Annotated in this window: 26 protein-coding genes; 13 read left to right on the top strand and 13 right to left on the bottom strand. The window is 55.6% G+C overall.

Going from position 1 to position 26,336, the window contains the following annotated elements; all coding sequences use genetic code 11:
• Nucleotides 1–117 precede the first annotated feature (117 nt).
• The gene (locus KP814_RS33435) at nucleotides 118–423 is read right to left on the bottom strand and encodes an OsmC family protein (protein ID WP_371824069.1); all 306 of its coding nucleotides are present in this window, start codon (nucleotides 421–423) and stop codon (nucleotides 118–120) included.
• 490 nt (nucleotides 424–913) lie between these two features.
• On the opposite strand from KP814_RS33435, the gene KP814_RS18470 reads away from it, so the two are divergent.
• Nucleotides 914–1,198 (top strand): hypothetical protein, encoded by a 285-nt coding sequence (locus KP814_RS18470; protein WP_216738138.1) that lies wholly within the window; start codon nucleotides 914–916, stop codon nucleotides 1,196–1,198.
• 63 nt (nucleotides 1,199–1,261) lie between these two features.
• On the opposite strand, the gene KP814_RS18465 is transcribed toward KP814_RS18470, so the two are convergent.
• Together KP814_RS18465 and KP814_RS18460 are read right to left on the bottom strand one after the other, a co-directional pair.
• Complete coding sequence (locus tag KP814_RS18465; RefSeq protein WP_216738137.1) at nucleotides 1,262–3,160, bottom strand: pre-peptidase C-terminal domain-containing protein; 1,899 nt, start codon at nucleotides 3,158–3,160, stop codon at nucleotides 1,262–1,264.
• Between the two features lie 405 nt (nucleotides 3,161–3,565).
• Nucleotides 3,566–4,465 (bottom strand): LysR family transcriptional regulator, encoded by a 900-nt coding sequence (locus tag KP814_RS18460; protein ID WP_216738136.1) that lies wholly within the window; start codon nucleotides 4,463–4,465, stop codon nucleotides 3,566–3,568.
• 85 nt (nucleotides 4,466–4,550) lie between these two features.
• Between KP814_RS18460 and KP814_RS18455 the strand changes: the two genes are divergently transcribed.
• The 3 genes from KP814_RS18455 to KP814_RS18445 all read left to right on the top strand — a co-directional run bounded on the left by KP814_RS18455 (nucleotide 4,551) and on the right by KP814_RS18445 (nucleotide 6,913).
• Nucleotides 4,551–4,937: a nuclear transport factor 2 family protein gene (locus KP814_RS18455; protein WP_216738135.1), complete on the top strand. Its 387-nt coding sequence runs from the start codon at nucleotides 4,551–4,553 to the stop codon at nucleotides 4,935–4,937.
• A gap of 70 nt (nucleotides 4,938–5,007) precedes the next feature.
• Nucleotides 5,008–5,736 carry an alpha/beta fold hydrolase gene (locus KP814_RS18450; RefSeq protein WP_216738134.1) on the top strand — a complete coding sequence of 243 codons (729 nt, stop codon included), beginning with the start codon at nucleotides 5,008–5,010 and terminating at the stop codon, nucleotides 5,734–5,736.
• Nucleotides 5,737–5,935: 199 nt separating this feature from the next.
• Nucleotides 5,936–6,913 carry a transposase gene (locus KP814_RS18445; RefSeq protein ID WP_216738133.1) on the top strand — a complete coding sequence of 326 codons (978 nt, stop codon included), beginning with the start codon at nucleotides 5,936–5,938 and terminating at the stop codon, nucleotides 6,911–6,913.
• 74 nt (nucleotides 6,914–6,987) lie between these two features.
• On the opposite strand, the gene KP814_RS33155 is transcribed toward KP814_RS18445, so the two are convergent.
• Nucleotides 6,988–7,620, bottom strand: a complete 633-nt coding sequence (locus KP814_RS33155; protein WP_216738132.1) for an HAD-IA family hydrolase — start codon at nucleotides 7,618–7,620, stop codon at nucleotides 6,988–6,990.
• Between the two features lie 158 nt (nucleotides 7,621–7,778).
• Entirely contained in the window at nucleotides 7,779–9,152 is a 1,374-nt protein-coding gene (locus tag KP814_RS18435) for a discoidin domain-containing protein (protein ID WP_216738131.1), read from the bottom strand.
• A gap of 465 nt (nucleotides 9,153–9,617) precedes the next feature.
• On the opposite strand from KP814_RS18435, the gene corA reads away from it, so the two are divergent.
• From corA to KP814_RS18390, 9 genes are all read left to right on the top strand, one after another.
• Nucleotides 9,618–10,562, top strand: a complete 945-nt coding sequence (corA, locus tag KP814_RS18430) for a magnesium/cobalt transporter CorA (protein ID WP_216738130.1) — start codon at nucleotides 9,618–9,620, stop codon at nucleotides 10,560–10,562.
• A 130-nt stretch (nucleotides 10,563–10,692) separates the two neighbouring features.
• On the top strand, nucleotides 10,693–11,460 hold the full coding sequence (gene deoC / locus KP814_RS18425) for a deoxyribose-phosphate aldolase (RefSeq protein WP_216738129.1): 768 nt from the start codon (nucleotides 10,693–10,695) through the stop codon (nucleotides 11,458–11,460).
• A 94-nt stretch (nucleotides 11,461–11,554) separates the two neighbouring features.
• Nucleotides 11,555–12,802, top strand: coding sequence for a phosphopentomutase (locus KP814_RS18420; protein ID WP_216738128.1), 1,248 nt, complete (start codon nucleotides 11,555–11,557; stop codon nucleotides 12,800–12,802).
• 63 nt (nucleotides 12,803–12,865) lie between these two features.
• The gene (gene deoD / locus KP814_RS18415) at nucleotides 12,866–13,576 is read left to right on the top strand and encodes a purine-nucleoside phosphorylase (protein ID WP_216738127.1); all 711 of its coding nucleotides are present in this window, start codon (nucleotides 12,866–12,868) and stop codon (nucleotides 13,574–13,576) included.
• 525 nt (nucleotides 13,577–14,101) lie between these two features.
• Nucleotides 14,102–14,995, top strand: coding sequence for a LysR family transcriptional regulator (locus tag KP814_RS18410; protein ID WP_216738126.1), 894 nt, complete (start codon nucleotides 14,102–14,104; stop codon nucleotides 14,993–14,995).
• 115 nt (nucleotides 14,996–15,110) lie between these two features.
• A complete protein-coding gene (locus KP814_RS18405; RefSeq protein WP_253938468.1) occupies nucleotides 15,111–15,416 on the top strand; it encodes a hypothetical protein in 306 nt (101 codons plus the stop codon).
• Nucleotides 15,417–15,614: 198 nt separating this feature from the next.
• Entirely contained in the window at nucleotides 15,615–16,133 is a 519-nt protein-coding gene (locus tag KP814_RS18400; protein WP_216738125.1) for a peptidoglycan recognition family protein, read from the top strand.
• An 81-nt stretch (nucleotides 16,134–16,214) separates the two neighbouring features.
• Entirely contained in the window at nucleotides 16,215–16,991 is a 777-nt protein-coding gene (locus tag KP814_RS18395; RefSeq protein WP_216738124.1) for a hypothetical protein, read from the top strand.
• A 146-nt stretch (nucleotides 16,992–17,137) separates the two neighbouring features.
• Nucleotides 17,138–17,731: a histidine phosphatase family protein gene (locus tag KP814_RS18390; protein ID WP_216738123.1), complete on the top strand. Its 594-nt coding sequence runs from the start codon at nucleotides 17,138–17,140 to the stop codon at nucleotides 17,729–17,731.
• A 159-nt stretch (nucleotides 17,732–17,890) separates the two neighbouring features.
• Here the strand turns inward: KP814_RS18390 and KP814_RS18385 are convergent, their stop codons facing one another.
• The 8 genes from KP814_RS18385 to KP814_RS18350 are packed head-to-tail and all read right to left on the bottom strand — an operon-like array spanning nucleotide 17,891 to nucleotide 26,196.
• Nucleotides 17,891–18,457 carry a phosphonate degradation HD-domain oxygenase gene (locus KP814_RS18385; RefSeq protein ID WP_216738122.1) on the bottom strand — a complete coding sequence of 189 codons (567 nt, stop codon included), beginning with the start codon at nucleotides 18,455–18,457 and terminating at the stop codon, nucleotides 17,891–17,893.
• Nucleotides 18,454–19,128: an HAD family phosphatase gene (locus KP814_RS18380; RefSeq protein WP_216738121.1), complete on the bottom strand. Its 675-nt coding sequence runs from the start codon at nucleotides 19,126–19,128 to the stop codon at nucleotides 18,454–18,456. The genes KP814_RS18385 and KP814_RS18380 overlap by 4 nt, the downstream gene beginning before the upstream one ends.
• 39 nt (nucleotides 19,129–19,167) lie before the next feature.
• The gene (locus tag KP814_RS18375; RefSeq protein WP_216738120.1) at nucleotides 19,168–20,403 is read right to left on the bottom strand and encodes an FAD-binding oxidoreductase; all 1,236 of its coding nucleotides are present in this window, start codon (nucleotides 20,401–20,403) and stop codon (nucleotides 19,168–19,170) included.
• A 28-nt stretch (nucleotides 20,404–20,431) separates the two neighbouring features.
• Complete coding sequence (locus tag KP814_RS18370) at nucleotides 20,432–21,355, bottom strand: EamA family transporter (RefSeq protein ID WP_216738119.1); 924 nt, start codon at nucleotides 21,353–21,355, stop codon at nucleotides 20,432–20,434.
• The gene (gene phnX / locus KP814_RS18365) at nucleotides 21,352–22,236 is read right to left on the bottom strand and encodes a phosphonoacetaldehyde hydrolase (RefSeq protein WP_216738118.1); all 885 of its coding nucleotides are present in this window, start codon (nucleotides 22,234–22,236) and stop codon (nucleotides 21,352–21,354) included. Before phnX ends, KP814_RS18370 begins: the two co-directional genes overlap by 4 nt.
• Nucleotides 22,233–23,342, bottom strand: a complete 1,110-nt coding sequence (locus KP814_RS18360) for a 2-aminoethylphosphonate--pyruvate transaminase (RefSeq protein WP_216738117.1) — start codon at nucleotides 23,340–23,342, stop codon at nucleotides 22,233–22,235. Before KP814_RS18360 ends, phnX begins: the two co-directional genes overlap by 4 nt.
• A 53-nt stretch (nucleotides 23,343–23,395) precedes the next feature.
• Nucleotides 23,396–25,117, bottom strand: a complete 1,722-nt coding sequence (locus KP814_RS18355; protein WP_216738116.1) for a putative 2-aminoethylphosphonate ABC transporter permease subunit — start codon at nucleotides 25,115–25,117, stop codon at nucleotides 23,396–23,398.
• Nucleotides 25,114–26,196: a putative 2-aminoethylphosphonate ABC transporter ATP-binding protein gene (locus tag KP814_RS18350; protein WP_216738115.1), complete on the bottom strand. Its 1,083-nt coding sequence runs from the start codon at nucleotides 26,194–26,196 to the stop codon at nucleotides 25,114–25,116. The genes KP814_RS18355 and KP814_RS18350 overlap by 4 nt, the downstream gene beginning before the upstream one ends.
• Nucleotides 26,197–26,336 lie beyond the last annotated feature (140 nt).

Here is a 26,336-nt window from a genome sequence, read left to right as displayed (position 1 = left end):
GGGACGCCAGTGCGACGGCGTTTGCCCCATAAACCCGCCAATGAGAACGGAAGGGCGAGAGCAAAAAGTAAAAGTAAAAGCAAAAGTAAAAGAGAGGAGCAGAGTCTTCAACTGCTCCTATGGCGCCGCGACATACTCAACATGGATGTCCGGCGAGCGAGCCAAAGTCTGATAGACCACGCAATAGCGTTCCGTCAGTTTCATCAGAGAGCTGAGTTGTTCCGCATCCGCCTGGCTTTTGAGGTCAAAATGCAGGCGGATGGATTTGAAGCCGACAGGTGCGTCTTTCGCAACAGACAGCGTGCCCCTGAAATCAAGATCTCCCTCCGCGCGAATCACCGCATCCTGAAGATCCACCCCTGTCGCTGTGGCGACAGCGCGCAAAGTAACGCCGGCGCAGGCTACCAGGGCTTCCAGCAGCATGTCGCCAGAGCAAAGCGATAAGCCATCGCCTCCCGTCGCTGGATGCAGCCCCGCCTCGGCTATGGCTCTACCTGTGTCCACCTTGCAAGTGATTCCTTCGCCAATACGTCCCTGTGCCTTCAGCGTAATCAGCGCCGTCTCCGGCTTTTCCTTGTATTGCTGCTTCAGGGGAGATTGTAAGGCTTTGAGTTCATCCGCATTCATATACGCCTCCGGAGATTTAGGGAACCTCTGAAAAACTACCTGCGTTGCCATTGCTGCGTCAAAAGTCGGCTCAAAATGCTCATTTATTTACGATAAACTGCGCTTTTTCGCCGACTTTTTCCTTGCACTGGCGGCCTCGCCAACGTTTTTCAGAGGTTCCTTAGAGATTGGGACCATGAATGTATATTAGTTGAAGCACTAAAGATTGGAGCTGTGTCTGTATACTCACCGAGGACCGCTCATCTCTGCGCTTCATGCTTGGTTTACCTCTTAAGTTGATGAAAATATGGATAAAGTGACTAGAAACCCCTGCCTTAAATACCATTCTCTAAAAATGCTGATGACGCTGGATTTAAACAAGGCCGTAGAGCTTTTGACGAGGGAATATGGCGATTCCTTTTGTCTGGATATTTCATTGATGAACGATGCCGAACGCGAGCTCTGCATGGATGTCTCCAGCGCTGTCACTATCGTGAGAGAACGGTTTTGGATTCTTGAGAAGGAACACGAAGGAGGCTTGATCCGCCGGAGGGATCTTGAAAAGAAAATTGTCGACGAAGGCCAAAAGTAAAACGGGTCAGCTGAATAAAAAAAGCCCCCAGGGCATCTTGGGGGCTTCGGATGACGGAAAATGTTATTCCTCCATATGCTCCGTCAAATTCATCGAGGCTCTGGCGCCAGAGCCTGTTTTATAGGTGGCTACCAGCTGAATGCCGGAATAAGGCTTAAAGGCGTACAGCATGATGTGGAAGGTGCCGGCGTAGGGATAACGCCAGGAGCACCATTCCACCTGAGTGGTCGAATAAGGGCGGCAGTGGTAGTTGCTCAGCGTCGGCTGGGACTGATACATGACGTGCATATCCGCGTCGCCAGTTCCGCCGGACATCTCAATACGCAGGTCTGTCGCGCCGGCGGGAACGTTCAGGCGGAAATAAGACTTCTCACCCTGCGCGCCGGACAGGTTGCGGTACACCTGGCCATTGGACATTTCGCGGTTACTGCCCTGATCGTTGTCGTTCTCATAGCCAACTTGCAGAGAGATTCCTGAGTAGTTGGAGAACGCGTGCAGCATGATGTAGTACTTGCCGGCCTGTGGCGTGCGGTAATAGCACTGCTCGTCCTGCGTGGTGGTGTATGGACGGCAGTTGTAGTTGTTGAAGCCGGGACGACCGTCACGCTTGACGTACATGTCCACGTCACCGCGACCGCCGCTGATTTTGAAATACAGATTGCGGGAGCCAGCGGGGACATCCAGCACGTAGTAATTCAGATCTTCTTTATTGGCTGACATGTTCTGCACGGTCTGGCCGTTGCGCAGAGTGGTTTCTGAGCTGTTGTCATCCCCGCCATCGTCGCCGCCGTTGTCGTCATCGCCTCCATCATCGGGATCGCCGCCGTTGGGAACGCCGGGGTTGCTGAGGGAGCGATTGGCGCAATAACGATAGTTATCTTTGCTCAACCAGAAGTAATTACAGTCGCCGTCGTAGCTCCAGCGGCCGGTTTTCACTTTGTATCCGGACAGGGCGACGCCGTCGAGGTGGAAGTAGCTGCCGTTATATTTCAAGCTGAAATGCTGGTGAGGGCCAGTCGAGCTGCCGCCGTCGCAGAGCGCTTGAGACTGATTGTTGGCGTAGTTCGCCAGTTTCTGGTTCCGGGAAACTGTGGCGCGATTCTGAAATTGAATGTTGTCCAGGTGGTAGTAAGTAGTTGACCATCCGCCTTCGTGCAGCACTTCAACGAAACAGGAAGAGTGACGAATCGCGGTGCCTCCCGCTGACGCCACCGCCCATTTGTTGGAGGTGTTGGAGCCCCAGTAGCCGCCGTTGTTCAAGTCCAGAGATGAAAGCGGGTAGCTGCCGCTGCCGGTGTAGGTGTGCGCGCCGCCGAAATACCATTGCTCGCCAACCGGGAAGGGCAGCTGCAATAAATTATCCGGCGGTACCGCGTTACGGGTGTATGCGGCGAAACGATTAAGAGACGGAGCGGTGGAGGCTGTGGCGGACTGCGCTGTTTCTGGGAACAGGCGATGATAAACCTCCTGGAACTCCTCGACATCGCCGTCAGAGCTGTTGCGTAGTTCATCAGACAAGGACTGCGTCGCAATGCCCTGACCCACGAAAGACAGGTTCTGTTGCTCTTGCCCTACTGTTTTGTAGTAGTTGGTGGCGAGGCGGGTGGCAATATCCTGCACTTGCGCATTGAAGCCGGATTCAGAGGACAGTTCGCCCATAGGCTGCTGCATAGCTGCGAACTGACGTCCGCCATGGCTGAGTAAGCCGCTTTGCATCTCAATCAGGGTCATCAGGACCTTCGGGCTGACGGTGCTGTAACCGGCCCAGTGCGTAATCACGTCTGCTTGATCTTTCAGATGGGGCGCATGTTCTTCCAGATACGCCGCCACGTCGAAGTTCCGCATCTCGTCGTAGGAATATATGAATTGGTCGTCGGGAATTGCATCGCTATCGTAGGCTTGGGCGAAAAACGGCAGAGCGGTTAGCGCGCAGGTCAGGATAGACTTGATCATCCTTTTCATGAGGTTTCTCTTTGGGATTGAGTTGTAAGTATTAGAATTATCTTGCGCAGTCTGTATGAAGGACGGGCCCGGTGGAATCAGTAAAACGGCAGAAATTAGACTCGTCCGGTCAGGGATGGGGTTATCCGTAAAGGGTTATCCGCTATACCGTTTAGTGTAAGCGGCGTAAGCGTTATGGGTGAAATTTGAAACTTTGGTTGTGTTTATCGCAGGAAAATGAGGCGTGGCGCTCAGTTTGGCGCAATCATGAGAGGCGGGCTAATTATGGGTGTCTTGATAAGCAAACATTAAACATGGGTGTCCTGGTAAGCAGTGAACAGGGAATGGCTGCGCGATCAATCTCAATGTGCTGTAACAAGAGTAAAAGTGGGTGTCCATTTAGACACCCAAATAGAAAACCAGTCGTTATCCCAACGACTCCAACTTCCACTTCAGCCGCTCCGTCGCCTGCCTGAGAATGAAAGGAAGGCGCTTGCCAAAAGTATGCAGGGCGTAGACGTCTCTGTCTTCCGCTTGCCAGTCTGCGGCCACTCTTTCCAGCTCGCCGCGCCCAATGGCGTCCGCCACGAAAATCGATGGGGCCAGCAGCAAGCCTAATCCATGTCGTGCATAGTTGATCGCCGCCGGCAACGTATTGACCTGCATTGTCTTACCCGCATGTAAAAGAGTTTGCTCGCCGTTGTTGAACAGAGACGCTTTGTGTTGCCAGGGCAGGAGGATCAACGTGTGGTCTTGCATCTGTTGGGGATCAGGCTTGCCATGGGTGTCCTGATAAGCTTGCGAAGCGACCAGAAACGAACGCAGGACACCCAGTTTTAGCGCGTGGTAGTCGCTGTCTTTCTGAGGTCCGACTGTGATCGCCATGTCCAGTTTATGTTCAAGCAGATCGAGTTTCTGATCGGAAAAGGTGACATCAGCGATCAGCTTTGGATATTGCCGACACAAATCGGCTATCACTGACTCCACCAGCAGGGATTCAAAGGCGTGAGGAGCGGTAATTGCGACCCGTCCCTGAGGCTCCTGCTCAAAATCCTGTAACTCATCCACCGCCAGTTGCAGTGTTTCCGCCATTTGCGCGCAGCGCAATGCGAACTGGCGTCCTGCGGGCGTCAGATGCAGTCGTCGGGTGCTGCGACTCAGCAGCTTTGTTCCCACTAACGTTTCCAGTTGACTGATATAGGTGCTGATGGCTGAACGGGTGTGCCCGAGGTTTTCCGCCGCTCCTGTGAAGGAGCCGCACTTCACCACTTCATTAAACACCAACATACGATAAGGAAGCGCTTTTTGTTCATTATATCTAAACATTGAGTTTCAAAACGAGCTAATTATTGCGTTATTGGATTCGAATATTATTCCTCCCGCTCCCAAAACAGCAAGAGAGGAAAGTGAAATGTCCCAAATCGTTATCGAAGAAGTCCTGAGCGCTAGCAGAAAATGGATTGCCTGCTTTAACCGTGGCGATGTTGAAGGTTGCCTCTCCGGTTACCTGCCCGACGCCACCATGCGTGTGGACCCGGTTGGAGAGTTCAAAGGCGCCGGCGCTATCGCCTTATTCTGGCGCGATTTCGCTAACCTCAATCCATCGCAACTTGAGTATCTGGACGTCAACGTCAAAGTCATCGACGCCAAAAGCGCTGTCCTTTCCGCGAACTGGCGCATGAATATCGCCAATGGCTTTATCAGCAAAGAGCTGTGGGTGAAGCAGGACAGCGGCGAATGGAAGCTGGCGCAGGATGACTTCAGCGTTCTGAGCCTGAACCCACAGCAAAGCGCCTGAGCTTACCAGGACACCCACTTTAGTAACCGGACACCCATTTCAACGTTTGTCGTTTAACACAGAGGTATCTATGAAAAGCACATATATTCTTGTACACGCTGCATGGCAGGGCGCTTGGGCTTGGAAGCACGTGGCGGATCAATTGACGGCCAAGGGACACACTGTTATCGCACCTGACTTACCGGGTCATGGAGCGGATCAAACACCAGCCAAACATATCCGGCTGCAGAATTATGTGGCGACAGTGCTTGAAGCGGTGGATCGTTCAGAGCAGCCAGTTATCCTGGTCGGCCATAGCTTCGCGGGCGTCACCATCAGCCAGGTCGCTGAGGCGCGACCAGAGAAAATTCGCGGTCTGATTTATCTTACTGCGTTTTTGTTGCCCAACGGCGGTTCCTTTGGCGATGCCGTGGCGGGGGGCACGGGCTCTGTAGCGGTGGATAACTTCTACTTGTCAGACGATAAGACGGAAGCCTATGTGGCCGCCGAAAAAGTTCACGCCGCCTTTGCTCAGGACGCGTCTGCGGAAGCCTTTAGCGAAGCCGCCAAATACATGGTGGCAGAACCGGCTGCTCCGTTGTTTGAAAAGCTGAGCATCACTGATGAGCGTTGCGGCGCCATTCCGAAGTATTACATCGAAACAACAGAGGACAACGCTGTACCGCTTGCGGCGCAGAGGCAAATGGCCGCACAGGGAGGCGTTCGTCGCACTTATTCGATGGCCACCGGGCATTGCCCAAATTTGACTCAACCAACAGAAGTGGCGGCCTACCTGCTGGAGATTGCAGAAGAGTTGTAGGGGGTTGTAGAAAGCTGTAGGGCCTTGAAGCGGCTGAAAAAGTGCTGCGAATAAACGCATGAGCTTATCAGGACACCCACCGTATTTGAGTGGGTGTCCATTTTATTATGGCCTCATTGCCCGTTCCCCAGACTTGACGATCACCAATAATGCTGGTTATATAGCCAGCACTTTGTGACGTTAATTCAAGGATGAAACCATGCCAAAGCCACGGAATGCGCAGATTTCCGTCGAAGCCACGCCTTTTTACCACTGTATCTCCCGTTGTGTGCGGCAAGCGTATTTATGCGGTCAGGATACCGATGGCCGCGATTATTCTCATCGCCGCAAATGGGTAGAGTCCCGCATATTATTCCTGTCCTCTGTCTTCGCTATGGATGTGTGCGCCTACGCGGTGATGAGTAATCACTTCCATGTCGTGCTTCATGTCAATACAAGTCGCGCGGCATCATGGAGCGACAGAGAAGTCGTACATCGCTGGAATAAACTTTTTACCGGGACCGAACTGAGTTGGCGTTATTTGCGAGGCGAGCCAATAGAAGACGCTCACTTCCGTATTCTGAAAAAGCAGATTACTGTCTGGCGGCAGCGGCTTGCCTGCATCAGTTGGTTTATGCGCTGCCTGAACGAGCCCATTGCAAGAATGGCAAACCGGGAAGATGGCTGTACTGGCCGGTTTTGGGAAGGTCGTTTCAAGTCCCAAGCGCTGCTAGACGAGAAAGCATTGCTGGCATGCCTGGCTTATGTCGACTTAAATCCCGTGCGCGCTAATTTGGCGAGGACGCCGGAAGAAAGCCCGTACACCTCCATCCAACGCCGCATCAATGCATTCAAAAGTGAACAACCGCATCAGCCTGCTAAACTCATGCCGTTTACAGGCCCAAATCGTAATAAATCCTCTCAGGGTATTCCATTCGCCCTGGAGGACTATCTGGCGCTGGTGGATTGGACGGGAAGGGCGCAAAGAGAGGATAAATCTGGCTATATCCATCAAAGTTATCCGCCGATATTGCAACGCTTGAACTTCGATCCTGATCACTGGCTGACGGCCAGTCTTAAATTTGAGAGTCGCTTCAGAGGTTGGGTTGGCGCCTTCTATCGGCTGAAGTCAGTCTGCGCCAAGCTGGGTTACAAGCGGATTCCTGGCGGCGCTAACTCCAGATTGCTTTTGGTATGAGTAACGCAAGAGTGTGCGGTGCTGAACGAATCAAACGAAGCCCGTTAACAGGACACCCACAATAAGAGCTCGAATCAAAGTCTATCCACCAGCTTTTCTACAATTTCCAGTGGCGTTTCAAAGCAATAATCCGGCTGTTCTTCTTTCAGGCGTGTGAAGGTGTTGTAGCCCCAGGCGACGGAGCCGCATTTCAGGCCGGCTTTGCGTGCGGCTTCTATGTCTCGCAACTCATCGCCGATATAGATCGCCTCGTGGGCCTGTATTTTTTCGTTTTTGAGGAGCGCTCGAAGCTTATGCGCCTTGCCGGACAAAGACATGCCGCAACTGAAGTAGTCGAACACTTCGAGATCATTATGTTTGAGAAACATACGGATATTGCTCTCGGAATTGGACGATCCAATGCCTAATTTGTAGTCGTGATCGGTTAAACGCTGAAGCGTCTCTTTGATTTGGGGAAAGGGTTTGACGCTGGTCATCTTGCCTGCGGCGCGCTTTCTGAACTCCCTCGCCAATTGTGGCGTGCGCCAGGCGCTGATACCCAAAAAATCCATAATTTCGCCGTAGGTTTTATCCCTCAGCGTTTCGCCTTCTTCCTCGGTGACATAGCGGAAATTGAAGGTCTTTGACATATCTTGGATGTTCTTGAGAAACCAGGAGTAGGTGTCGGCGATAGTCCCGTCAAAATCGAAAATAACGTAGGCAACCACGTAAAAATCCTTTTTGTTTTAGTCGGGCGGCGGTTGAAGGACGGCTCATTGGTTTTTATCTGCGAGTAAAAAGATAGCAGCTATTTAGCGAAGGGAAAGCAGCGAAAAGTGAATCCGGTGGCTGTCCACCGGATTGAAGGTCATGGAGCCGAGAAAGATCAGTCGCACACCTGCCACTGGACCGTGCCTGAACCGGTCCCAAAACGTTGCATGGTGTACTTCTCAATGTCGATGAGATAACCCGTACGACCAAGGTTTTGCGTACAGCAGCCATCGCAGTCCGAATCGGCGCACATATCGTACACGACCACATCGATTTCCTTACCGCCCTGACGTAACCGTAGCGTTTTACCGTTCAACCAGTTGAAGTCTTTGGAGTGAACCGCCGCGATATTGTGGGCTTTGACCCAGCTTTCCGGCTGCACGCCATCCAGGCCCGCGAACTGGCCAGCCCATTCACAGCCGTTGTACTTGATGCACTCTTCGCTGTTGGGATCAGGATAAGACTCGTAATTGGTCAGATTGGCTTCGTTCCAGTTATTGCCCGCGGCGCAATTAGCGCCGGAGTCGTCTCCGTTGTCTCCATCATCATTGCCGTCGCCCGAGTCACCACCATCTTCGCCACCTTGATACTCATCCCAGAACCAGTGGCTGATGACCGGGTCATAGCCAGGATTGGCGTGAACGGCGATATACAGCTTCCCTTTGTAGCGGACGATGTCTCCTTCCACGTAGTTATGTCCCGACTGCCAATCCGGGTGCTCATCGGAGCCACCGTCCGTTGTCTCCGTTTTGGAGACGCGTACTGAGGAGGCATCGTCGTCGCGGTTTAGCTCCGCTGCGTCAGACGTGTAGAGGTCACGTACGCCTTTGAAGTTGTTGTGCTGAAACACTTCCAGCTTCAGGCCGCTGGGAACTCGCGCGGAGGACAGGTCGTCATTCAGTGCGCCACGGGAAATCAGGCTGGTTAAGTTGTAGTCGCCAACAGGAAGCTCAACGGCATAGCCCTTAAAGTGGGTGTCCTCGTAAAGCGTGACGGATTTTTCTCCGCTGTTGTTTGAATCCGCGCCATAAACTTCTATTTCCCACAATGAATAGCCGTATTCGGTTCCGCGCTTTTTACCTTTGATGCGGAGGTATCTGCCGGCTGCGTTCAGGTTGCTCAGATCGTCTATGTCTCCGTCTGAGTTAGTGACGGAACGGACAGTCGTCCAGGATGAGGCGTCGTTGGAGACCTGTATGTCATAGGCTTTAGCGTATGCCGCCTCCCACGTAAGCCTGACGCGGGATATGGATCGTTTTTCACCCAGGTCCACATAGATCCAGGCTGAATTGCCGTAGGCGCTACCCCAGCGAGTGCTGGCGTCTCCGTCGACGGCCATGTAGCCGCTGAGGTCGCTGGATTCGACAGAAGAGGTGGTGACAGGCCGCATGTGCGCCAGATTCTCCGCTGCGAAAGCGCAATGGCCGAAGCCAGCTCCCGCTGCGATAGAGAGGGCGAGCGTATGTCTGCGCCAGTGGGATGAAATCATGGGTGTCCTTCCTTATTGCTTTAATTAGGTTCATTGGCGGTCAGGCTTGGCGGTGCCTGTTATTAACGTGATACGTTTTCGAGTCTAGGTTGGGAACCGTTCCCAAACGATTACCCAAAGGGGCTAAAAGGGATCTAGTCCAAAGGTGCGCAACCTACTGCTCAGATGCAGGGATTTATTACATCTGTTTAACTGGCTAATTGTGGGTGTCCCAGTAATTTGTACGGCGGCGATGCGCTCGCTGATTATGAGAGCCTGCACGGCGGCGAATGTTTCTCTGTCGGCAAAAGTGGGTGTCCTCCTAAGTCGAGGTTTAAATACAGCGCTAATTATGGGTGTCCTGATAAGCGTGATAAGTGATAAGCATGGGTGTCCTAATAAGAGCTGAGTTACGCGACAGCTGTTAATCGACGCCCCCCAGACGCCCTCGCCACAAACCAACCTGTACAACATTAAGGAATCAGCATGCTCAAGTTGTTTACGATCAGGGATAACGGAGTTCATGAGGTTTCATCTTCTGTGTCCCAAGAGACGCTGCTGGCGGCATCCTGGATTGATGCGCAGGCGCCGGATGCGGCTGAGCGCGAACAGCTGAATGCTTTGTTGCCTGAGGATTTGCCGGAGTCATCGGCGGTGGAGGAGATTGAGTCTTCCGCGCGGTTTTTCACTGACGCTAACGGCGTGCACGTGCACTCGCTGTTTTTGTCAAATGGGGACGGCCGACCCAGAACGGTCACGGTTGCTTTTATATTGCAGACACAGCGGCTGATTACCCTGCGGCAGAGCGATTGCGCGGACTTCGGACTATTCCGGACGCGGGCGGAGAAAGGTCAGGTGGAAGTGGCTGGTCCGCCTCAACTGTTGGTGGCGCTGCTGGAGCAAAAAGTGGGGAATCTGGCGGATATGATAGAGGACACCCATCGTAAACTCGACCATATCAGCCATCAGGTGCTGGAGCAGGGCGGGGACTTGCAGGCTGCTATCGGCGGCTTGGCGCGAGTGGAGAATCTAAACGGCAAGGTGCGTCTTTGCCTGATGGACACGGAACGCGCGATCTCCTTTCTGCAGCGCCACGCCAAGCCCTGGCCGGAGATGCAGCAGACCTGCCAGGAAATCATGCGCGATGTGGAGACGCTGATGTCCCACACCACATTCTTGTTTGAGAAGATCAACTACTTGATGGACTACACACAAGGTTTCATCAATATTCACCAGAACCAGATCATTAAAATTTTCTCCATCGTCTCTGTGGTTTTGCTACCGCCCACTTTGATCGCCAGTATCTACGGCATGAACTTCAACTATATTCCTGAGCTGAAATGGCTGTTGGGATATCCCTGGGCGATCGGTCTGATGATTGTGTCTGCGGTGACGCCCTATTTGTATTTCAAGCGCAAGGGGTGGCTGTAATCGGCTTTTGCAATTGAGGCGGAGAATTGCGGTATGGCGATGAAATTTGACTTATATCCGTTTTGAAGTGTGGGTATCTGCGCATAATAATGCGCTTTTAGGATTTTTATATGTGACCAAGGAACCAGGAATGAGACGTTTGACACTACAAGAAGCCGCCCGATTATCTATCCCATTGTTGGACCTGACTTCGCTGAATGAAGCGGACACGGACGCCAGCATCACCGCACTTTGTCAGAAAGCCCGCACCCCGGAAGGCTGGGTGGCGGCAGTGTGCGTATATCCCCGTTTTGTCGCGTTGGCGAAGCAAAGTTTGAGCGATGCGCCGGTGAAAGTGGCGACCGTGGTGAACTTCCCTCACGGCGAATCGCCGGCCGACGCGGTGATTGTGGAAACCACCGCAGCGATTCGCGCCGGCGCGGATGAGATCGACCTTGTGTTTCCCTATAAAGCCTTGTTGGCGGGAGATGAAAACACGGGGCGTAAGTTAGTCGCTGCGGTGAAAGCCGCCTGCGGCGAAGCTGTGCCGTTGAAGGTCATCATTGAATCAGGCGAATTAAAAACCCCGAATTACGTGCAGCGAGCCAGTGAATTGGCGATCGCCGCCGGCGCGGATTTTCTGAAGACATCCACTGGAAAAGTAAAGGTCAATGCGACGCTGGACGCGGCGGAAGTCATGCTCAACTGCATACGCGAGTCACGCGCCCCAGTCGGTTTTAAAGCCGCTGGCGGAGTCGGCACGCCTGAGCAGGCGCGGCTCTACCTCAGTCTGGCGATGAATATCATGGGCGACGACTGGGTGTCTCCAGACAACTTCCGCTTTGGCGCCAGCAGCTTGTTGCATAACCTGCTGGTGTTATTAGGGCACGGTTCCGACCACGCCACATTGGAATATTGATCTACACTGCAATACGCAGATCGCGCCAACGAGCGCCGATAGCACAATAACAACGAACCGTCATGGAGACAGAAGTTACTTTTAAGGAGAGAGTGTGAGCAGGGCAATATTGATCGTACTGGACAGCTTTGGCATTGGCGCCACAGCCGATGCGGCGCGTTTCGGCGACACCGGCGCCAACACCTTATTGCATATCGCCGAAGCCTGCGCCGCTGGCGTTTGCGATAGTCAAGGCAGAGCAGGGCCACTGCGGCTTCCCAACATGAATCGGCTGGGCCTGGGCAAGGCGGGGGAAGCCAGTTGCGGCGTTGCGGCGCCGGGGTTGGAGTCGACGCCCGCCATACTTGGCGCCTATGGCTTTGCGGAAGAGCTGAGCTCCGGCAAAGACACGCCTTCCGGTCATTGGGAAATCGCTGGCGTTCCCGTGCTTTTCGATTGGGGCTATTTCACCGATAAGCAGCAAAGTTTCCCACTGGAGTTGCTTGACGCCATTGTCGCAGAAGCCGGTCTGCCCGGCGTGCTGGGCAACGTTCATGCCTCCGGCACCCAGATTATTGTGGATCTGGGAAAGGAGCATATGGCGACGGGCAAGCCGATTTTTTATACCAGCGCGGATAGCGTGGTTCAGATCGCCTGTCATGAAGAATCCTTTGGCCTGCAACGCTTGTATGAGCTGTGCCGAATCACCCGCAAGCACATCGATCCCTATAATATCGCCCGCGTCATCGCGCGTCCGTTTGTGGGCGCCTCGCCGGAAAATTTTCGTCGCACCGGCGCTCGCCGTGATTTCGCCACGCCGCCCCATAAGCCGACGCTGCTGGATAAGCTGAGTGTTGCCGGAGGGGAGGTGGTCGCCATTGGCAAAATCTCCGATATCTATGCCGGCAAAGGCGTCAGTCGTTCGGTCAAGGCGGACGGGTTATGCGCGCTGGTGGAAGCGACCCTGACAGCGATGAACGAGACTGACGGCGCGACAAATGAGCAAGACACGATGATTTTCACCAATCTGGTGGACTTCGACATGCTTTACGGCCACCGTCGCGATGTCACTGGCTATGCGAAGGCGCTGGAAGATTTCGACACGATGTTGCCGGACATCCTGGGCGCCATGAAAGATGACGACCTGCTGATTCTGACGGCGGATCACGGCTGTGATCCTACCTGGCCCGGCAGCGATCATACACGGGAGCATATTCCCATCCTGATGTACGGTAAACGCGCGCCACATGGCTTTATCGGCGCCAGAAAGACGTTCGCCGACATCGGTCAGACACTGGCGGAATACTTTCATCTTGGCCAACTGGACTTTGGCGATTCCTTTCTCGCGCCAGCGGCCCAATAAATTATCCCCGGGCGCCGGGATGTGCGCCCATCTGTTTCACCTCATCACATAAGGAAGACGATTATGGCCACTCCTCATATCGCCGCTAATCCTGGCGACTTTGCAGATACCGTTTTGATGCCGGGCGATCCGCTTCGAGCCAAACACATCGCGGAGACTTATCTGGCGAAACCCGTGTTGGTGAACGATGTACGCGGCATGCTGGGGTACACCGGTGAATACCGTGGACGCAGACTTTCCGTCATGGGGTCAGGCATGGGCGTACCCTCCATCTCCATATACGCCCATGAGCTGTATACCCAGTTCAACGTGAAAAATATCGTTCGCATCGGCTCCTGCGGCTCTATTCGCGATGAAGTGAAAGTGCGCGACATCGTTATCGGAATGGGCGCGGGAACGGACTCCTTGGTGAACCGCGTGCGCCTCAATCATTACGATTTCGCCGCCATAGCCGACTACGATTTGCTGGAGCCGGTAGTAAACGCCGCCCGGCGTCGGGAGACGCGATATCATGTCGGCGCTTTGTTCACCACAGACCTGTTCTACGCCGCCGATCCCGGTCTAACCGAACGTCTCTCCGCACATGGCGTCAAGGCGGTGGAGATGGAGGCCGCCGGACTCTATGGCGTGGCCGCGGCGTGTGGCGGCAAAGCCCTGGCGCTTTGCACCGTCAGCGACCATCTGTTAAGCGGTGAAAGATTGAGCCCGGAAGAAAGACGCACCAGCTTCAACGACATGGTGGAAATCGCCCTGGAAGCAGCAGTTAGCTTCTAGTCGCCTAGTTAACAGGACACCCACTTTTACACCAATCGCACTAGTAGGACACCCACCACTAAGGTGCGATGGGCCCCCATGCTTGTGGGGGCTCAGCCATGGTGTTCTTAACAGGACACCCAAATTTTGAGTGTGACGGAACCCCAGGTTTTTGAAGGGGTTACGGTCTCAACGCCAATAACGCAACGTTAGCAAGACACCCATCGTAAACCCCGTCCGATCCGGTTTCCCAAGGCTTGCCTCCAATCCAGCTAATTGTCTATCCCTAAAAACTCAATCCCAAACCCACCCGTTCGCGCTGAGCTTGTCGAAGCGCTTTTACTGGGTGTCCTACTATCTCTTACTAACTCCTACTAACTCTACTACCTTCCGGTCATCATCAAAACCACTGAACGGACACCCACTTTTTGTGCGCGAAAGCATCACGGCGCGAACAGGCGAGCGCTTTAATGTTCTTCGGGTTTCAACATCCCCCTTGCTTCTGCTAAACAGAGAGGTAGCAGACAGGTAGGGAGAGCCGCATTGATGCTGAAATCGCTGAACTTTAAACATCTTTATTATTTCTGGGTGATTGCGCGGGAGGGCTCGCTGGTGGCCGCCAGCAAGGAACTCAATCTGGCGCCGCAGACTCTCAGTGGGCAATTATCCTCCCTTGAGGAGTCACTGGGCGGCTTGTTGTTCAATCGCAAGGGACGGCGCATGACGCTGACCCAGCTTGGCCGACTGGTCCTCAGTTACGCGGACGATATGTTCCGGGTGGCTGGCGAGCTGCAACAGGTTGCGTTGCTGGTGACCAGCGGACGCTCCATCAGTCTGGCGGTGGGTATTTCCGCTTCGATCCATAAACTGTTCGCCTATCGCATGTTGGAGCCGGCCTTGCATCTGGATCGGGAGGTCAAACTATCTTGCCGCTCTGGGACCGTTGAGCATTTGGTGCAGGAGCTGCTGAGTTATCGCCTGGATATTGTGCTGGCGGACCGCTTACCGCCCTTGCAACGCGACAGCCAGACCCACTGGCGCGAGTTGGAAAGCTCCAGCATCAGCCTGTTCGCCAGGCCTGATCTGGCGCGCACCTTGCGCAAAAACTTCCCCCTTAGCTTGGATGGACAGCCATTATTAGCGATGACTCTGGAGTCGCCGTATTTTCAGCAATTGATGCGATGGCTGGGCGATCATGGGGTCAAGCCGGTCATCAAGGCGGAAATTGACGACAGCGCATTGGTCAAAGTGTTCGGCGCTCGCGGCCTGGGCGTATTCGCCGCTCCGACCGTCATTTGTGAGGAAGTATTGCGGCAGTATCAAGTGGAGCTGGTGGGCAGCATCGAAGCGGTGACTGAACGGCTGTACGCCGTCACACGTAGCGCCCGCTCAGGTAATCCGGCGGTGGAGGCGATTTGTTTGCGTCGTTCGGCGTCTTGAGTATCTAAAAAGGCTTTGAGATCGAAAAAACCGTATTAAAACGACGTTTAAAACTGCTTTTCTCGATCTGTTAGCTTTGCCAGACTGAAACCGAAGCAAGCAACAGGTAAACGTTATGATGAAAGCTATCCACAAATATCGTCTTGAAGGGCCGCAAACCGCCAATCGTATCATGCTGCGAGAAGGCAGCCGGATTGTTCGCTCTGAATATCTGGTGACGGAGAAAGCGGTGTTTATCTGGGTAGAGGAACCCTTGGCGGTGGAAATACCTTCGCAACCCCGGCTGTTTTACGTGGTGATGTCAGGGGAACCGGTGCCAGAGAACTACTGCCACCTTGATACGGCGCTCGACCCCTTTGGACCTGAAGCGTATCACGTCTTTGAAGCGCCCGAAGCAAGTCGTAATTTGAGCGCAGCCTGAACCGTCACAAAGCGTAGAACGGACGGCTGAATGACGTTTAACTTGCGCGGCGATAGAGGAGAAGGTAGTACTGAACGCTTCGACTAATATGGGTGTCCTGGTAAGTGCTGGTAAGCATTAGTAAGCGAGATATAGTAAGCCGCTGTATCAATCCCAGGCGCCAGGAACACCGGGAAGGACGAGGCCGCTACGAACCTTATGAATCGCCGCAAGTTTATTCTCGCCTCGTCGCTGCTTGCGGCGGCGGGGCTGGGAGTCTGGAGCTGGCCGCGTCGCTGGCGCTATATCGTTATTCACCACAGCGGCGGCGCTTCTGGAGATATCGCGCTTCTGCAACGGGTGCATCGAGAGCGGCAGCCTCACGATCCCATTCATGCCATTCCTTATCACTACGTCATCGGCAACGGTCATGGACTCGCTATGGGAGAAGTGGCCAGCGACTGGCGACAGGAATATGACATCTGGGGCGGGCATCTGACGCTGAATAATCTGACGCGTAACTTTCTTGGCATTGGCGTCTGTTTGATTGGCGACTTTGAAAAACGCGACGTGCCTGAGCCTCAGTACCAGGCTTTAGTCAAGCTGACCCGGACATTGATGACCCGCTACGACATTCCCGCCGCGAATGTCACGGGCCATGGCATGACTCCGGGGGAGTCGACGCAATGCCCTGGCTCACGTTTTCCCATGAGCCGTTTCAAGCAGGATATCGCCTGAGGCTTGCGCGAGCATGGCGTCATTACGTTTTCCAACTATGCTTGAAGTATGTTTGTCCGCCGATTGATGCCGTTCTGCCTCATGCTCATATCTGGAAGCCGCGCATCCCGTCTATTGGCGTTGCGCCTGATGTTGCTCGGTTGTGTTCTCGCTCTCAGTACAACGTCCACCTATGCCGCCCGCAAAATGGTGCTGGTGGTGTCTTCTCAAGTGGCGGAAACCGAACAGGGTCGCCAGTACAAGCTGTTCTATACCGAAGTGTTTCGCCGCCTCAACTTGGAGTTTGAGATGAAAACCTTCCCCTCCAAGCGCTGTGGCGCGCTGGCTAACTCTGGCCTGGTGGACGGTTTGCCCAGCCGCGTGGCGGGGTATGAAGCGGCGCACCCGAACCTGATAAGAATCAACGCGCCTTTGTGGGAGGTGAGCTTTACCGCTTATGCGTTGTCTCCCGGTTTGCGGGTGAACGGCTGGCGTAGCCTCGCTGGACAGGGTTTGCGAGTGGATTGCCGCTTAGGCGTCAGGAACTGTGAGGAAGAACTTCCTAAAATCAAGCAGCTGGGCCCGGTGGAATTCGTCGCCAACGCCAACCTGGGCTTGCGCCGCCTGCAGGCGAGGCGGACGGATCTGTACATCGATCTCGACTTTGTGGTCGATCCGTTGCTGCACGCGGAGGAGTTTTATCACGCCAGCATTCACAAAGCCGGTGTGCTGGAAAGCGTCCCGACCTATTTGTATGTGCACAAGCGCAATCAGGACCTGGCGCCCGCTCTGGAGGCGACGTTGACGGCGATGCGGAAAGAAGGTCTGACCGCACAGTTCAATCCCATGGCTACATCACAACCCCCTGAGTCGCCATGATTTAGATAAACAGGTCTGGACTTAAGAAAGCCAGTTAGCGATCACAATCCTTATTTTTCCATATCTAAGCACTACCAAAGAGCAAAGGACTATCGTAGTCTGGCTTTTACTTTCCCTTCTAACTCTATGATATATATGGACTCCATATGAAAGAACTGTATGTCGTCACTCACACCGAATCCCAACATCATGTCGACAAACGGGTGGGAGGCTGGTACGACTCTGAGCTGACAGAAAAGGGCCGCAAGGATGCAGACGAGTTAGGACAGCGCCTGCAACTCTTGGATGCGCACAAGGCGGATATTTATTCATCGGACCTGAAACGAGCGGCGCAAACCGCAGATCGGATCGCTGCAGCGATCAACTCAACCGTTGAGCTGACTTCGCAACTGAGAGAAATGTCCTACGGCGTGGCCGAAGGGCGACCGCAACAATGGCTGGATGAGCGCATCGTTCCTGTGGCGGGAGACAATCGCTTGGATCATACCGTCATCGACGGCGGCGAAACCAAACGAGAATTCGTCTCCCGCATCTATGATTTTCTCGACGGCCTGACCCTAGGGGACAAAACTATCATCTCCACCCACGCATACGCCGCCACTTTCGTTATCGCCTGGTGGATCAAAATGCCGCTGGAGTCCGTTGGCTACGTCAATTTCAATGTCCAATCGGGCAAGATCTGCAAACTGGTTGAGGATGACGTGTTCAAGAATCGAACGGTGGCGGGCCTCAACCTGTAACCCCTGCTGCTTATCAGGACACCCATCTTAAGGTAACGATGATTAGTCGAGGCATACCAGCGATTAGCCAGAAAAAGGGGTCTCATCTATTGTTATAAATAGGTTTAAGCTATGTTGTTAATCTATTGAATATAAACAATTTAAACTGTCAAGTATGGTTCATTGAGCCTGATAGCTAAAATGCCGCTCTAACCAGGACACCCACTCTTTCAGCGGCGGCAATTCAAACTCTTCCGCCTTGCCTAACTCATCCAGTTCCCTCAGGCGAATGGCGTCATGAAAGGCGGGAGCAGCCTCAAACTTGCGGCATTGCTCTTCGGTGAACGGACCGCCTTGTTGAGACAAGGTGGCCTGGCTGGCGATGGATAATCCTTTGGCGTACTCAGGCCGGGTCGCCACCAGATAACGTTTCGCCTGCACATGCATACCGATAGGCCTGATCAGGCTGTCCGGCAGTCCGTATTCCCGCAGCCAGGACTCAGCGAGACTATCGTGATGGATATAGCCCCACTGATCCCGGCCGGGCAGATCGAGATCTTCCGCCAGCAGGTGTCCGACATCGTGTAGAAAGGCGGCTCCGATGAGCGCGTTTGAGCCGCCTTGTCGCTGCGCCCACCAGGCGCATTGCGCCATGTGTTCGTATTGAGTGCAGTGTTCGCCGTAGCTTCTGTTTCCATAAAGGCTGAACAGGCGCTCAAGTTCGGTCAGAAATTGATGACTTATCATGAATGCGCCTTGTCATCTCGTAGCGACAGGATTTCCCAGCTCCGCTCAGCGGCGATGCGTCGCAGCACCGGGTCGGGATCAACCGCTACCGGGCGGCGGACAGCCTCCAGCAGCGGCAGGTCGTTATGGGAATCGCTGTAAAACGCGGCGCTGTGATAGTCCCAGCCCTGCTGCGCCGCCCATGCCTGCACCCGGATGACTTTGCCTTCTCTAAAAGTGGGTGTCCCGATAAGGGCGCCGGTGATGACGCCGTCCCGAGTCTCAATGTCCACCGCCAGCACATGCTCCACGCCAAGGCGCGCGGCGATTGGCTCTACCAGATGCGCGCCGGTGGCGGAAACGATGGCGATAGGGTCGCCGGCGCGGCGGTGCTCTTCCAGAAGAGCGCGAGCGCGTGAGGGGATCATGGCGTTAATGAGGGTGTCCAGATAAGCGTGGATCAGCGTTTGCAGTTGCGCTGGCGGCATTCCCACCAGTGGCGCGAGGGTGTAGGACATGTAGGCGTTGAAATCCAGGGCCCCGGCTTCGTAGTCGTCCATAAAAGCCTGATTGCGCTCCAGGAAGTTGGGCGGCGTGGCGATGTCGTCCCGGGCGGCGAGAAATTCGGAAAAGGCTTGCGCGCTGTCACCGGCGAGCAGGGTGTTATCAAGATCAAAAAGCGCTAAGGGCATAGAAAAACCTAACATCGTGAGTCATAAAAAGAACAAATATTAGCCTGAGACTTTGCCTTCACGGGCTAAAGCGCAACGCAGTCGAAAGGCGGGATCAAATGGATTGACGTCGTGGGCGTCAAAACGATTCGGGTCATACAGGCTGGCGTTGGTAAAGGGCCTGGCGCCGCTGATGAGTTCGGCGATCAGACGTCCAAAGCCGCCGGATGCGCCAACACCGCCGCCGCAGCATCCGGACGTCAGCCACAATCCAGGGATTTCCAAGGCGCCGATCAGGAAACGTCCGTCCGGGGTGTAGCTGGATACGCCGCTGACATAGGCGGCGATCCTTAAATCGTCCAGCATGGGCAGCCAACCCTGGAGGCTTTCATAGCCGTCTTCCAGGGACGCGAGACCATCGCTGTCCTGATCAAAACTAAAGCGATGGATGTCCTCCGGCAGTTGCTCCGGCGAACAATGCACACGCTGGCGGTCACGCAGTCCGAATAAGAGTCCGCCAACTTCCGGGCGCGCATAGGCGTTGGCGTCAGGCAGAACCAGGACCGGCGTATCCGGCTGGATGCGTGCGTCCGGGGCGGAGATCCAATATTGACTGCGCACCGGCGCCATGGCGGGCGCCAGTCCTAAAGGGCGCAATAGCAGCGCGCTCCAGGGACCGCCCGTCACCACAATCTGTCGAGAATAATAGCTGACGCCATCAGCGCACCGTACGCCGCAGACGCCTTGACTGTCCGTCAGAATTTCCGCGACCTCGGCATTGAGCTGTAACCTGGCGCCGCAGCGACGAGCATGGCGCAGATAGGCGCTGGCCAGTTGATAGGGGTCGATATAGCCGTCTTCGGGGACGAATACCGCTACGGTGTCCTTAGGCGCCTGTAACCAGGGGAGGCGCGCCTGCAAATCATGGGTGTCCAGATAACGGGCGGCGCGGTGACGCTTGGTCGTCTCGTCCGCCAGGGCGTGAATTTTGGCGCTGGCGGCGGCGCTGACGCCTGCGTGCAGACTGCCGCAGGCGCGCAGGTCCAGGTCTTCCTTCAGGTTGGTTTGCAGACGTTCAATCGCACGCCAGGTTTCGTCGACCATATCCAGCCCTGTGGCGTCGCCGCGTGCGCGTCCCAACAAGGCGGCGGCCTGGCTGGTGGTGGCGCTGGCGGGCGCGCGTCGATCCAGCAACAGGACTTTCTGTCCTTGCGCGCTTAAATAGTCGGCGCTGGCGCATCCAAGGATACCGGCGCCGATGACAATGACGTCAAAATGTCTATTTGTTGTACTCATCATCTTTCATCAATCACGTTAACAGACCTTACCCAAGCGCCACGGCGACCAGCCCGCATACGGTGGTGAAGACGCCCGCGACTTTGGGGGGATAGAGTTTTTCCTTGAACCCCACCGCCGCCATTAGCACGCCCAAGGGAATGCTGACCTGACGAAACGCCACCACGTAGCTGACGTTGCTGGCGAACGCCATAGCCAGAATCACCAGCGCATAGGCCCCCGTCATAAAGGCGGCGGTACCCGCGCAACGCATCAAAGAGTGACGCAGTAACGGCTTCAAGCGCTTCCGTTCTTTGCTGACGACAGCGATCAACAAGGACATCCATAGCGCAGCGCTCAGGCACTGCAAGGTGACGTAGACCAAAGACACCTGGAGCGGGTCCGCCCAGGGCCGTCCGCTGATGGGATCGAGCAGTCCTCGCATCTGACTGGTGGCGGCGTCGTCGACAATGGAGTATCCGGCGGTGGCCAACGCCGCCAGCAGGGCGAAGGCGGTGGTGCGGTTGCCGTAGTTGGACCAGCGCAGGTCGCGGAAACGGGTCATGGGGATAAACAGACACCCACCTACAATCAACGCCACGCCGACTATCGCCTGCGCACTGATGCTGTCGCGTTGACCGAGAGCGAAGGCGGTCAGGCAGACGATAATCAGCGGCGACGAGCGCGCAATGGGGTACGCAATGGACATATCCCCGGCTTGATAAGCCGCCGCCAGAGCGCTCAAATACACGGCCTGACACAAGCCAGTCGCCAGCAACAGCAGCAGAATCCGGGCGTCAAAGGCGGCGATCAGTTGTGTATGCGCGAACAGAATCGGCGCAAACAGCAGAAAACCGAACAGGGTCACCAGAAAGAAAAAGGCGATGGTGGGGCTGGACTTCTTACCATAGAAGTTCCAGCCCGCATGGGCGACAGCGGAAATCAGCACCAAAACCAAAGCCGTCCATGTCACCTTAGGGAAACTCCCGCTGCGGTTAAGGTGACGCCCGCCAGACCGGTCGTGTCCGGGCCGTGGCCTTGCGCCAGCCAGCGTTCGATATACTCTACTGCGGCGGGCAGATCCGCCACGCTGCCGATAATGACGTGGGCGCCGCCGCGACGAAAACGCTCTTGCGCCTGTTCCCGCAGGACGGTTTTGCTGGCGCTGTCCAAGGCGGTCCAGTCTTCCTGGCTTAAGCCGACTTCATTGCCGGAGGTGGTGACGCCGATGGTCCACATGCCTGCGGCCAGGCCTTCTTCAATGCCGGGCAGGGTGTCGTCGACTTTGATGCAGGCGCGCACGTCGCCGACGCCCAGCTCCAACGCGTTCTTCAGACTCATGTGAGGATAAGGGCGTCCTCTGGGGACGTCCGTTGCGCACACATTGCTGCCGGGACGATAGCCCTGGGCTGCGGCGATGTCCGCCAGAACGTCCAGCATGTCGCGGTTATAGCCGGTATTCGCGCCGATTTTGATATTGCGTCGCTCCAGCCAGGCGACGGTTTCCATCAGGCCGGGGATAGGGCGGGCGCATTCGCGAATGGCCTCGATCTGCATGGGCACGAAGGCGTGATACAGGCGATCTATGTCCGCCTCGCTCGCCAGCGCGCCGTATTTTTCTCTCCAGGCTTCGCGCACTCGCGGCATGGTCAGGATTCGCGTGATGTGCTCACGCTTCTCCGTCCCCATCGGCTCACGGGCTTCCGCCAGAGTGATGGGAATTTCTTGCTCGGCGAACAGATTCTGAAAGGCGCGAATCGGCGCCATCGAGCCGAAATCGTAGGTGGTGCCGGCCCAGTCGAAAATGACGGCTTCAATGGGGCCGCGGTAAAAACGTTGATAGGCGTAACTCATGACAGTGAGATCTCCATAGCGATAAGGGTGTCTTTGACGGCTTGCAGCAGGCGCGCCACTTCCGGCGTGTCGATTTTGCCGATGCAGCCGATGCGGAAGCTTTCGGTCTGGGTCAGTTTGCCCGGATAGATCACGAAGCCCCGCTGCTTCAGTTCCTGATAGAAGCGTTTGAAATCAAAGTTGGGATCGTCAGGCGATAAAAAGGTGACGATGATGGGCGACAGCCAGCGTTCCTCCAGTAGGGGCTGGAAGCCCAGTTGGCGCATGCCGGCGACGAGTTGATCACGGTTACGGGTATAGCGGGCCAGACGTCCGGGGGCGTCGCCTTCCATCTCATATTCCCGCAGCGCCTGAGCGAACGCCGCTACCGTATGGGTCGGCGGGGTGTAGCGCCATTGACCGGTTTTCTCCATATAAGCCCACTGGTCATACAGGTCCATGCTCAGCGAGTGAGCGTTGCCTTTGGCCTGTTCCAGCAGGTCCTGGCGAATCAGCGCGAAGCCAAAACCGGGTACCCCTTCGAAGCATTTGTTGGCGGAGGAAATCAGCGCAGCGTAGCCCAGTCGCCTGGCGTCCGCGGGCAGGGCGCCAAAGGCGCTCATGGAGTCGATAATAAACTTGCGGCCGGCGGCGTTGACCACTTCCGCGATAGCCTCAACGGGATTCAAAATCCCGGAGCTGGTCTCGCAGTGCACCACCGCCACGGTGGTGATGCTGGCGTCCTGACGCAGCAATTCCGCCACGGCGTTCGGGTCGGGAGGCAGGTAGTCGCCGGTGTCGATGCAGACGTAGGGGCGCTTGAGGTAGTCGCAGATTTTGGCGATGCGTTGTCCATAGGCGCCGTTCATCAGCACCAGCAGCTTGTCCTGCGGACCAAGCAGGGTGCCCAAAGTCGCCTCCACGGCGAAAGTGCCGCTGCCCTGCAAAGGTACGCAAACATGGGTGTCCTGGGAATTGGCGACGGCCAGCAACTTATCCCGCACCGTCTGGGTGACCTGATTGAAGTCCTGATCCCAGGAGCCCCAGTCCGTCAGCATGGCTTCTTTTACCGTGCGTGAGGTGGTGATCGGCCCGGGGGTGAGCAGGTAATAATTGGGTTGGTTCATTAATGAGCCCTCAAAAAACGAAAGAGAAAATCCTGGGGACGCCATCGCGGTCTTCAGGCGCAGCGCCATTTTTGGGTGCGTCGCAGTAACAGGCCGCCCAGCAGCCATTGCAGAAGCTTGGCGACCAGACAGGTCAGCATGATCATGACCGCCATCGCCGCCGCAGGAGCAATGTCCCCGGCGTCGTCCATGTTCAGAACGGACACGGACGCCAGCATGGTGTTGTGGGAATACAGAAAGATGACGGCGGACACGGTGGTCATGGCGTTGACGAACAAATAACCGCCAATCTCCAATACCGCCGGCAGACATACCGGCAAAGACACGCGCCAGAACGTCAGTAATTGCGGCGCCTTCAACGAGGCGGACACGGCCTCGAACTCGGGATCGATTTGTTTCAAGGCGGTCACCGCAGTGAGATGACAGACGGTGTAAAAGTGCGCGATGGTGCAGATCACCAGGATCGCCATGGTGGCGTACAGGCCATTCAAAGGATTGGACGGCGCGTTGAAGAAAAAGATGTACGCCAGACCCAGCGCCATGCCGGGCACCGCAAGCGGCAGGATAGCGATAAAGTGGAACAGGGCGCGCAAGGGGCGGAAGCCTTGCAGCTTCTCCACCAGATAGGCATTGAAAAAGATGAAAATAGCGCCGAAAAATGCGGTATAGGTCGCCATTCGTATGGAATTCCAGTACGCCTCCCAACCGCCGCCGTCCATCAGGTCGAACTGATAGTTCTTCAACGACAGACTCAGGTTATAGGGCCAGAATGTCACCAGTGAGGCGTAGATCGCCATGGCGATGACGCCCAGAATGGTCGCAGTCAGCAGCAGCATAAAAAGCGTGCAGCCCCTATCCGCCCAAGGACGACAAGGCGGCGCCCAGGGGGCGGCTTTGGAGGTCAGCGCAGCGGATTGGCGTCGCTGCGCCCAGCGATCCGCCAGGAAAGTAAGAATCGCCGGCAGCAATAAAATCACGCTCACCACCGCGCCCATCTGAAAGTTCTGCTGACCGATCACCTGCTTATAGATGTCCGTGGCGAGCATGTTGTATTGGCCGCCAATGACCTTCGGTACCCCGAAATCCGTGATGACCAGGGTGAAAACCACGAAGGCGGCGCTGATCAGGCCGTATTTGGCGCCGGGCAGGGTAACAGTAAAAAACGTGCGAATGGGCGACGCGCCTAATGCGGAAGCGGATTCATACAGGCGTCCGTCGGTATTGGACAGCGCCGTCACCAGAATCATCAGGGCATGGGGAAAGGTCCAGAAACAGGAGCCGATGACAATGCCGATCGGACCATAGATGCTTTCTCCTAACAGCCAGGTTTTGATAACGCCCTGATTGCCGAACAGATACACCAGACTGATGGCGGGCAATAACGAAGGCGCCAGAATCGGCGCCGCCAGCGCCATACGGAACGCGCCTTTGCCGGGCAAGCGGGTGCGGGTCAGCGAATAGGCCGCCACAAACGCCAGGGTAATTACGATGACGGTGCTCAATAAGGCGATCGTCAGCGAGTTGCCGATAGACGCCACCAGCGAGGGGGTATTTGCGTAGGCGATGAAGTTTTCCAGGCCGATAAAATCTCCCGCCCGGTTTTGCAGACTTTTCGACAGCAGGGCGTACAAGGGGGCGGCCACCGCCGCCAGCAACGCCAGCAGACCAATCAGCATCGCGCCGCCAAGCGCCCATTCGTCGCGGCTGCGACGTAGTGTGATGGACGGCAGGATGACGCGGGGGCGGGCTGGCAGGCTCATGGTCGCTCTACTCATGACGCCTCCGCGAACAGGCGCAGGCGATCACGAGGCAATTGAAACTCCACGGACTGGCCCTGACGCAATCCCAGCTCCGCCATCTCATTCATGGAAATATCCGCCACCAGTACCGCGTTCTGGCTGTCCAGGGCGAGGCGCGAACGGACGCGGGAACCGAGAAACTGGATGTCCAGCACGCTACCGCTGAGCACATTGTGGCGGTCGCCGTTCAGACGCAGACGGATATCCTCGGGACGCACAGCGATTTTGACCGAGGAGGACTCCGACATATCCGCGGCGCGGGCGCACTGCAATGTCACCGGGCCCGCCTGCAGTGAGTGATTGGGGCCGACGCGGCCGGGCAAAAAATTCATTTCTCCCACAAACTCCGCCACAAAAGGCGTGCGGGGATGGATATAGATATCCTGAGGGGAGCCGACCTGCTCAATGCGGCCATGGTTCATCACCACAATGCGGTCCGCCATGGTCAACGCTTCCTCCTGATCATGGGTGACCATAATGGTAGTCACACCGAGCCGCGCATGCAGCTGCTTGATCTCTTGCCGCAAATGCGCACGCACGCGGGCGTCCAGCGCAGACAGGGGCTCATCAAGCAGCAATAAACCCGGGGAAGTGGCCAACGCCCGCGCGAGGGCGACCCGTTGTTGCTGCCCGCCAGACAGTTGCGAAGGATATTTCTCTTCACTGCCGTCCAGGCCCACTACGCTCAGCAGCTCACGCACCCGCTGGCGACGCTCATCCGCTTTCACGCCTTGGGACTTCAGGCCGTAGCCGACGTTATCCGCCACGGATAGATTGGGAAACAGGGCATAGGATTGAAACACAATGCCAAAATCACGCGCTTTCACCGGCGCGTGAGTGATGTCCCGTCCGCCCTGCTTCACTTGTCCCGCACTGAGGACATCCAGTCCAGCGATAATGCGTAGCAAACTGGTCTTACCGCAGCCTGAAGGTCCCAGAAAACAGACGAACTCGCCTTCATTCACGGACAGCGAAACAGATTTCAACGCCTGGAAATCGCCGAAGTATTGATCGATATCGGTCAACTGCAGATAAGTTGCGGGGGACTTGGACATCTTTAATTACTCTTGTTCTGTCTATCAAAATTTAACCGGCGTCCGCTGAAACTAAATGGACACCCACTTTTAATCCCAAACCCACCCGTTCGCGCTGAGCTTGTCGAAGCGCTCTTATGGGTGTCCTGCTAACTGCAGTC

It is taken from the genome of Hahella sp. HN01, from assembly GCF_018986435.1.
In the GTDB taxonomy this organism is placed as follows: Bacteria; Pseudomonadota; Gammaproteobacteria; order Pseudomonadales; family Oleiphilaceae; genus Hahella.
This window is presented reverse-complemented; position numbering and strand designations above follow the sequence as displayed.

Bases quoted from the DNA above. Each gene is read 5' to 3' on its own strand.
- KP814_RS18380 (WP_216738121.1), bottom strand. From the start codon at position 19,128: ATGCCCTTAGCGCTTTTTGATCTTGATAACACCCTGCTCGCCGGTGAC.
- KP814_RS18400 (WP_216738125.1), top strand. From the start codon at position 15,615: ATGAATCGCCGCAAGTTTATTCTCGCCTCGTCGCTGCTTGCGGCGGCG.
- KP814_RS18385 (WP_216738122.1), bottom strand. From the start codon at position 18,457: ATGATAAGTCATCAATTTCTGACCGAACTTGAGCGCCTGTTCAGCCTT.
- KP814_RS18375 (WP_216738120.1), bottom strand. From the start codon at position 20,403: ATGAGTACAACAAATAGACATTTTGACGTCATTGTCATCGGCGCCGGT.
- corA (WP_216738130.1), top strand. From the start codon at position 9,618: ATGCTCAAGTTGTTTACGATCAGGGATAACGGAGTTCATGAGGTTTCA.
- KP814_RS18395 (WP_216738124.1), top strand. From the start codon at position 16,215: ATGCTCATATCTGGAAGCCGCGCATCCCGTCTATTGGCGTTGCGCCTG.
- KP814_RS18445 (WP_216738133.1), top strand. From the start codon at position 5,936: ATGCCAAAGCCACGGAATGCGCAGATTTCCGTCGAAGCCACGCCTTTT.
- deoC (WP_216738129.1), top strand. From the start codon at position 10,693: ATGAGACGTTTGACACTACAAGAAGCCGCCCGATTATCTATCCCATTG.
- KP814_RS18460 (WP_216738136.1), bottom strand. From the start codon at position 4,465: ATGTTTAGATATAATGAACAAAAAGCGCTTCCTTATCGTATGTTGGTG.
- phnX (WP_216738118.1), bottom strand. From the start codon at position 22,236: ATGAGTTACGCCTATCAACGTTTTTACCGCGGCCCCATTGAAGCCGTC.
- KP814_RS18410 (WP_216738126.1), top strand. From the start codon at position 14,102: ATGCTGAAATCGCTGAACTTTAAACATCTTTATTATTTCTGGGTGATT.
- KP814_RS18470 (WP_216738138.1), top strand. From the start codon at position 914: ATGGATAAAGTGACTAGAAACCCCTGCCTTAAATACCATTCTCTAAAA.
- KP814_RS33435 (WP_371824069.1), bottom strand. From the start codon at position 423: ATGCTGCTGGAAGCCCTGGTAGCCTGCGCCGGCGTTACTTTGCGCGCT.
- deoD (WP_216738127.1), top strand. From the start codon at position 12,866: ATGGCCACTCCTCATATCGCCGCTAATCCTGGCGACTTTGCAGATACC.
- KP814_RS18355 (WP_216738116.1), bottom strand. From the start codon at position 25,117: ATGAGTAGAGCGACCATGAGCCTGCCAGCCCGCCCCCGCGTCATCCTG.
- KP814_RS18465 (WP_216738137.1), bottom strand. From the start codon at position 3,160: ATGAAAAGGATGATCAAGTCTATCCTGACCTGCGCGCTAACCGCTCTG.
- KP814_RS18350 (WP_216738115.1), bottom strand. From the start codon at position 26,196: ATGTCCAAGTCCCCCGCAACTTATCTGCAGTTGACCGATATCGATCAA.
- KP814_RS18435 (WP_216738131.1), bottom strand. From the start codon at position 9,152: ATGATTTCATCCCACTGGCGCAGACATACGCTCGCCCTCTCTATCGCA.
- KP814_RS18405 (WP_253938468.1), top strand. From the start codon at position 15,111: ATGATGAAAGCTATCCACAAATATCGTCTTGAAGGGCCGCAAACCGCC.
- KP814_RS18455 (WP_216738135.1), top strand. From the start codon at position 4,551: ATGTCCCAAATCGTTATCGAAGAAGTCCTGAGCGCTAGCAGAAAATGG.
- KP814_RS18360 (WP_216738117.1), bottom strand. From the start codon at position 23,342: ATGAACCAACCCAATTATTACCTGCTCACCCCCGGGCCGATCACCACC.
- KP814_RS18390 (WP_216738123.1), top strand. From the start codon at position 17,138: ATGAAAGAACTGTATGTCGTCACTCACACCGAATCCCAACATCATGTC.
- KP814_RS18450 (WP_216738134.1), top strand. From the start codon at position 5,008: ATGAAAAGCACATATATTCTTGTACACGCTGCATGGCAGGGCGCTTGG.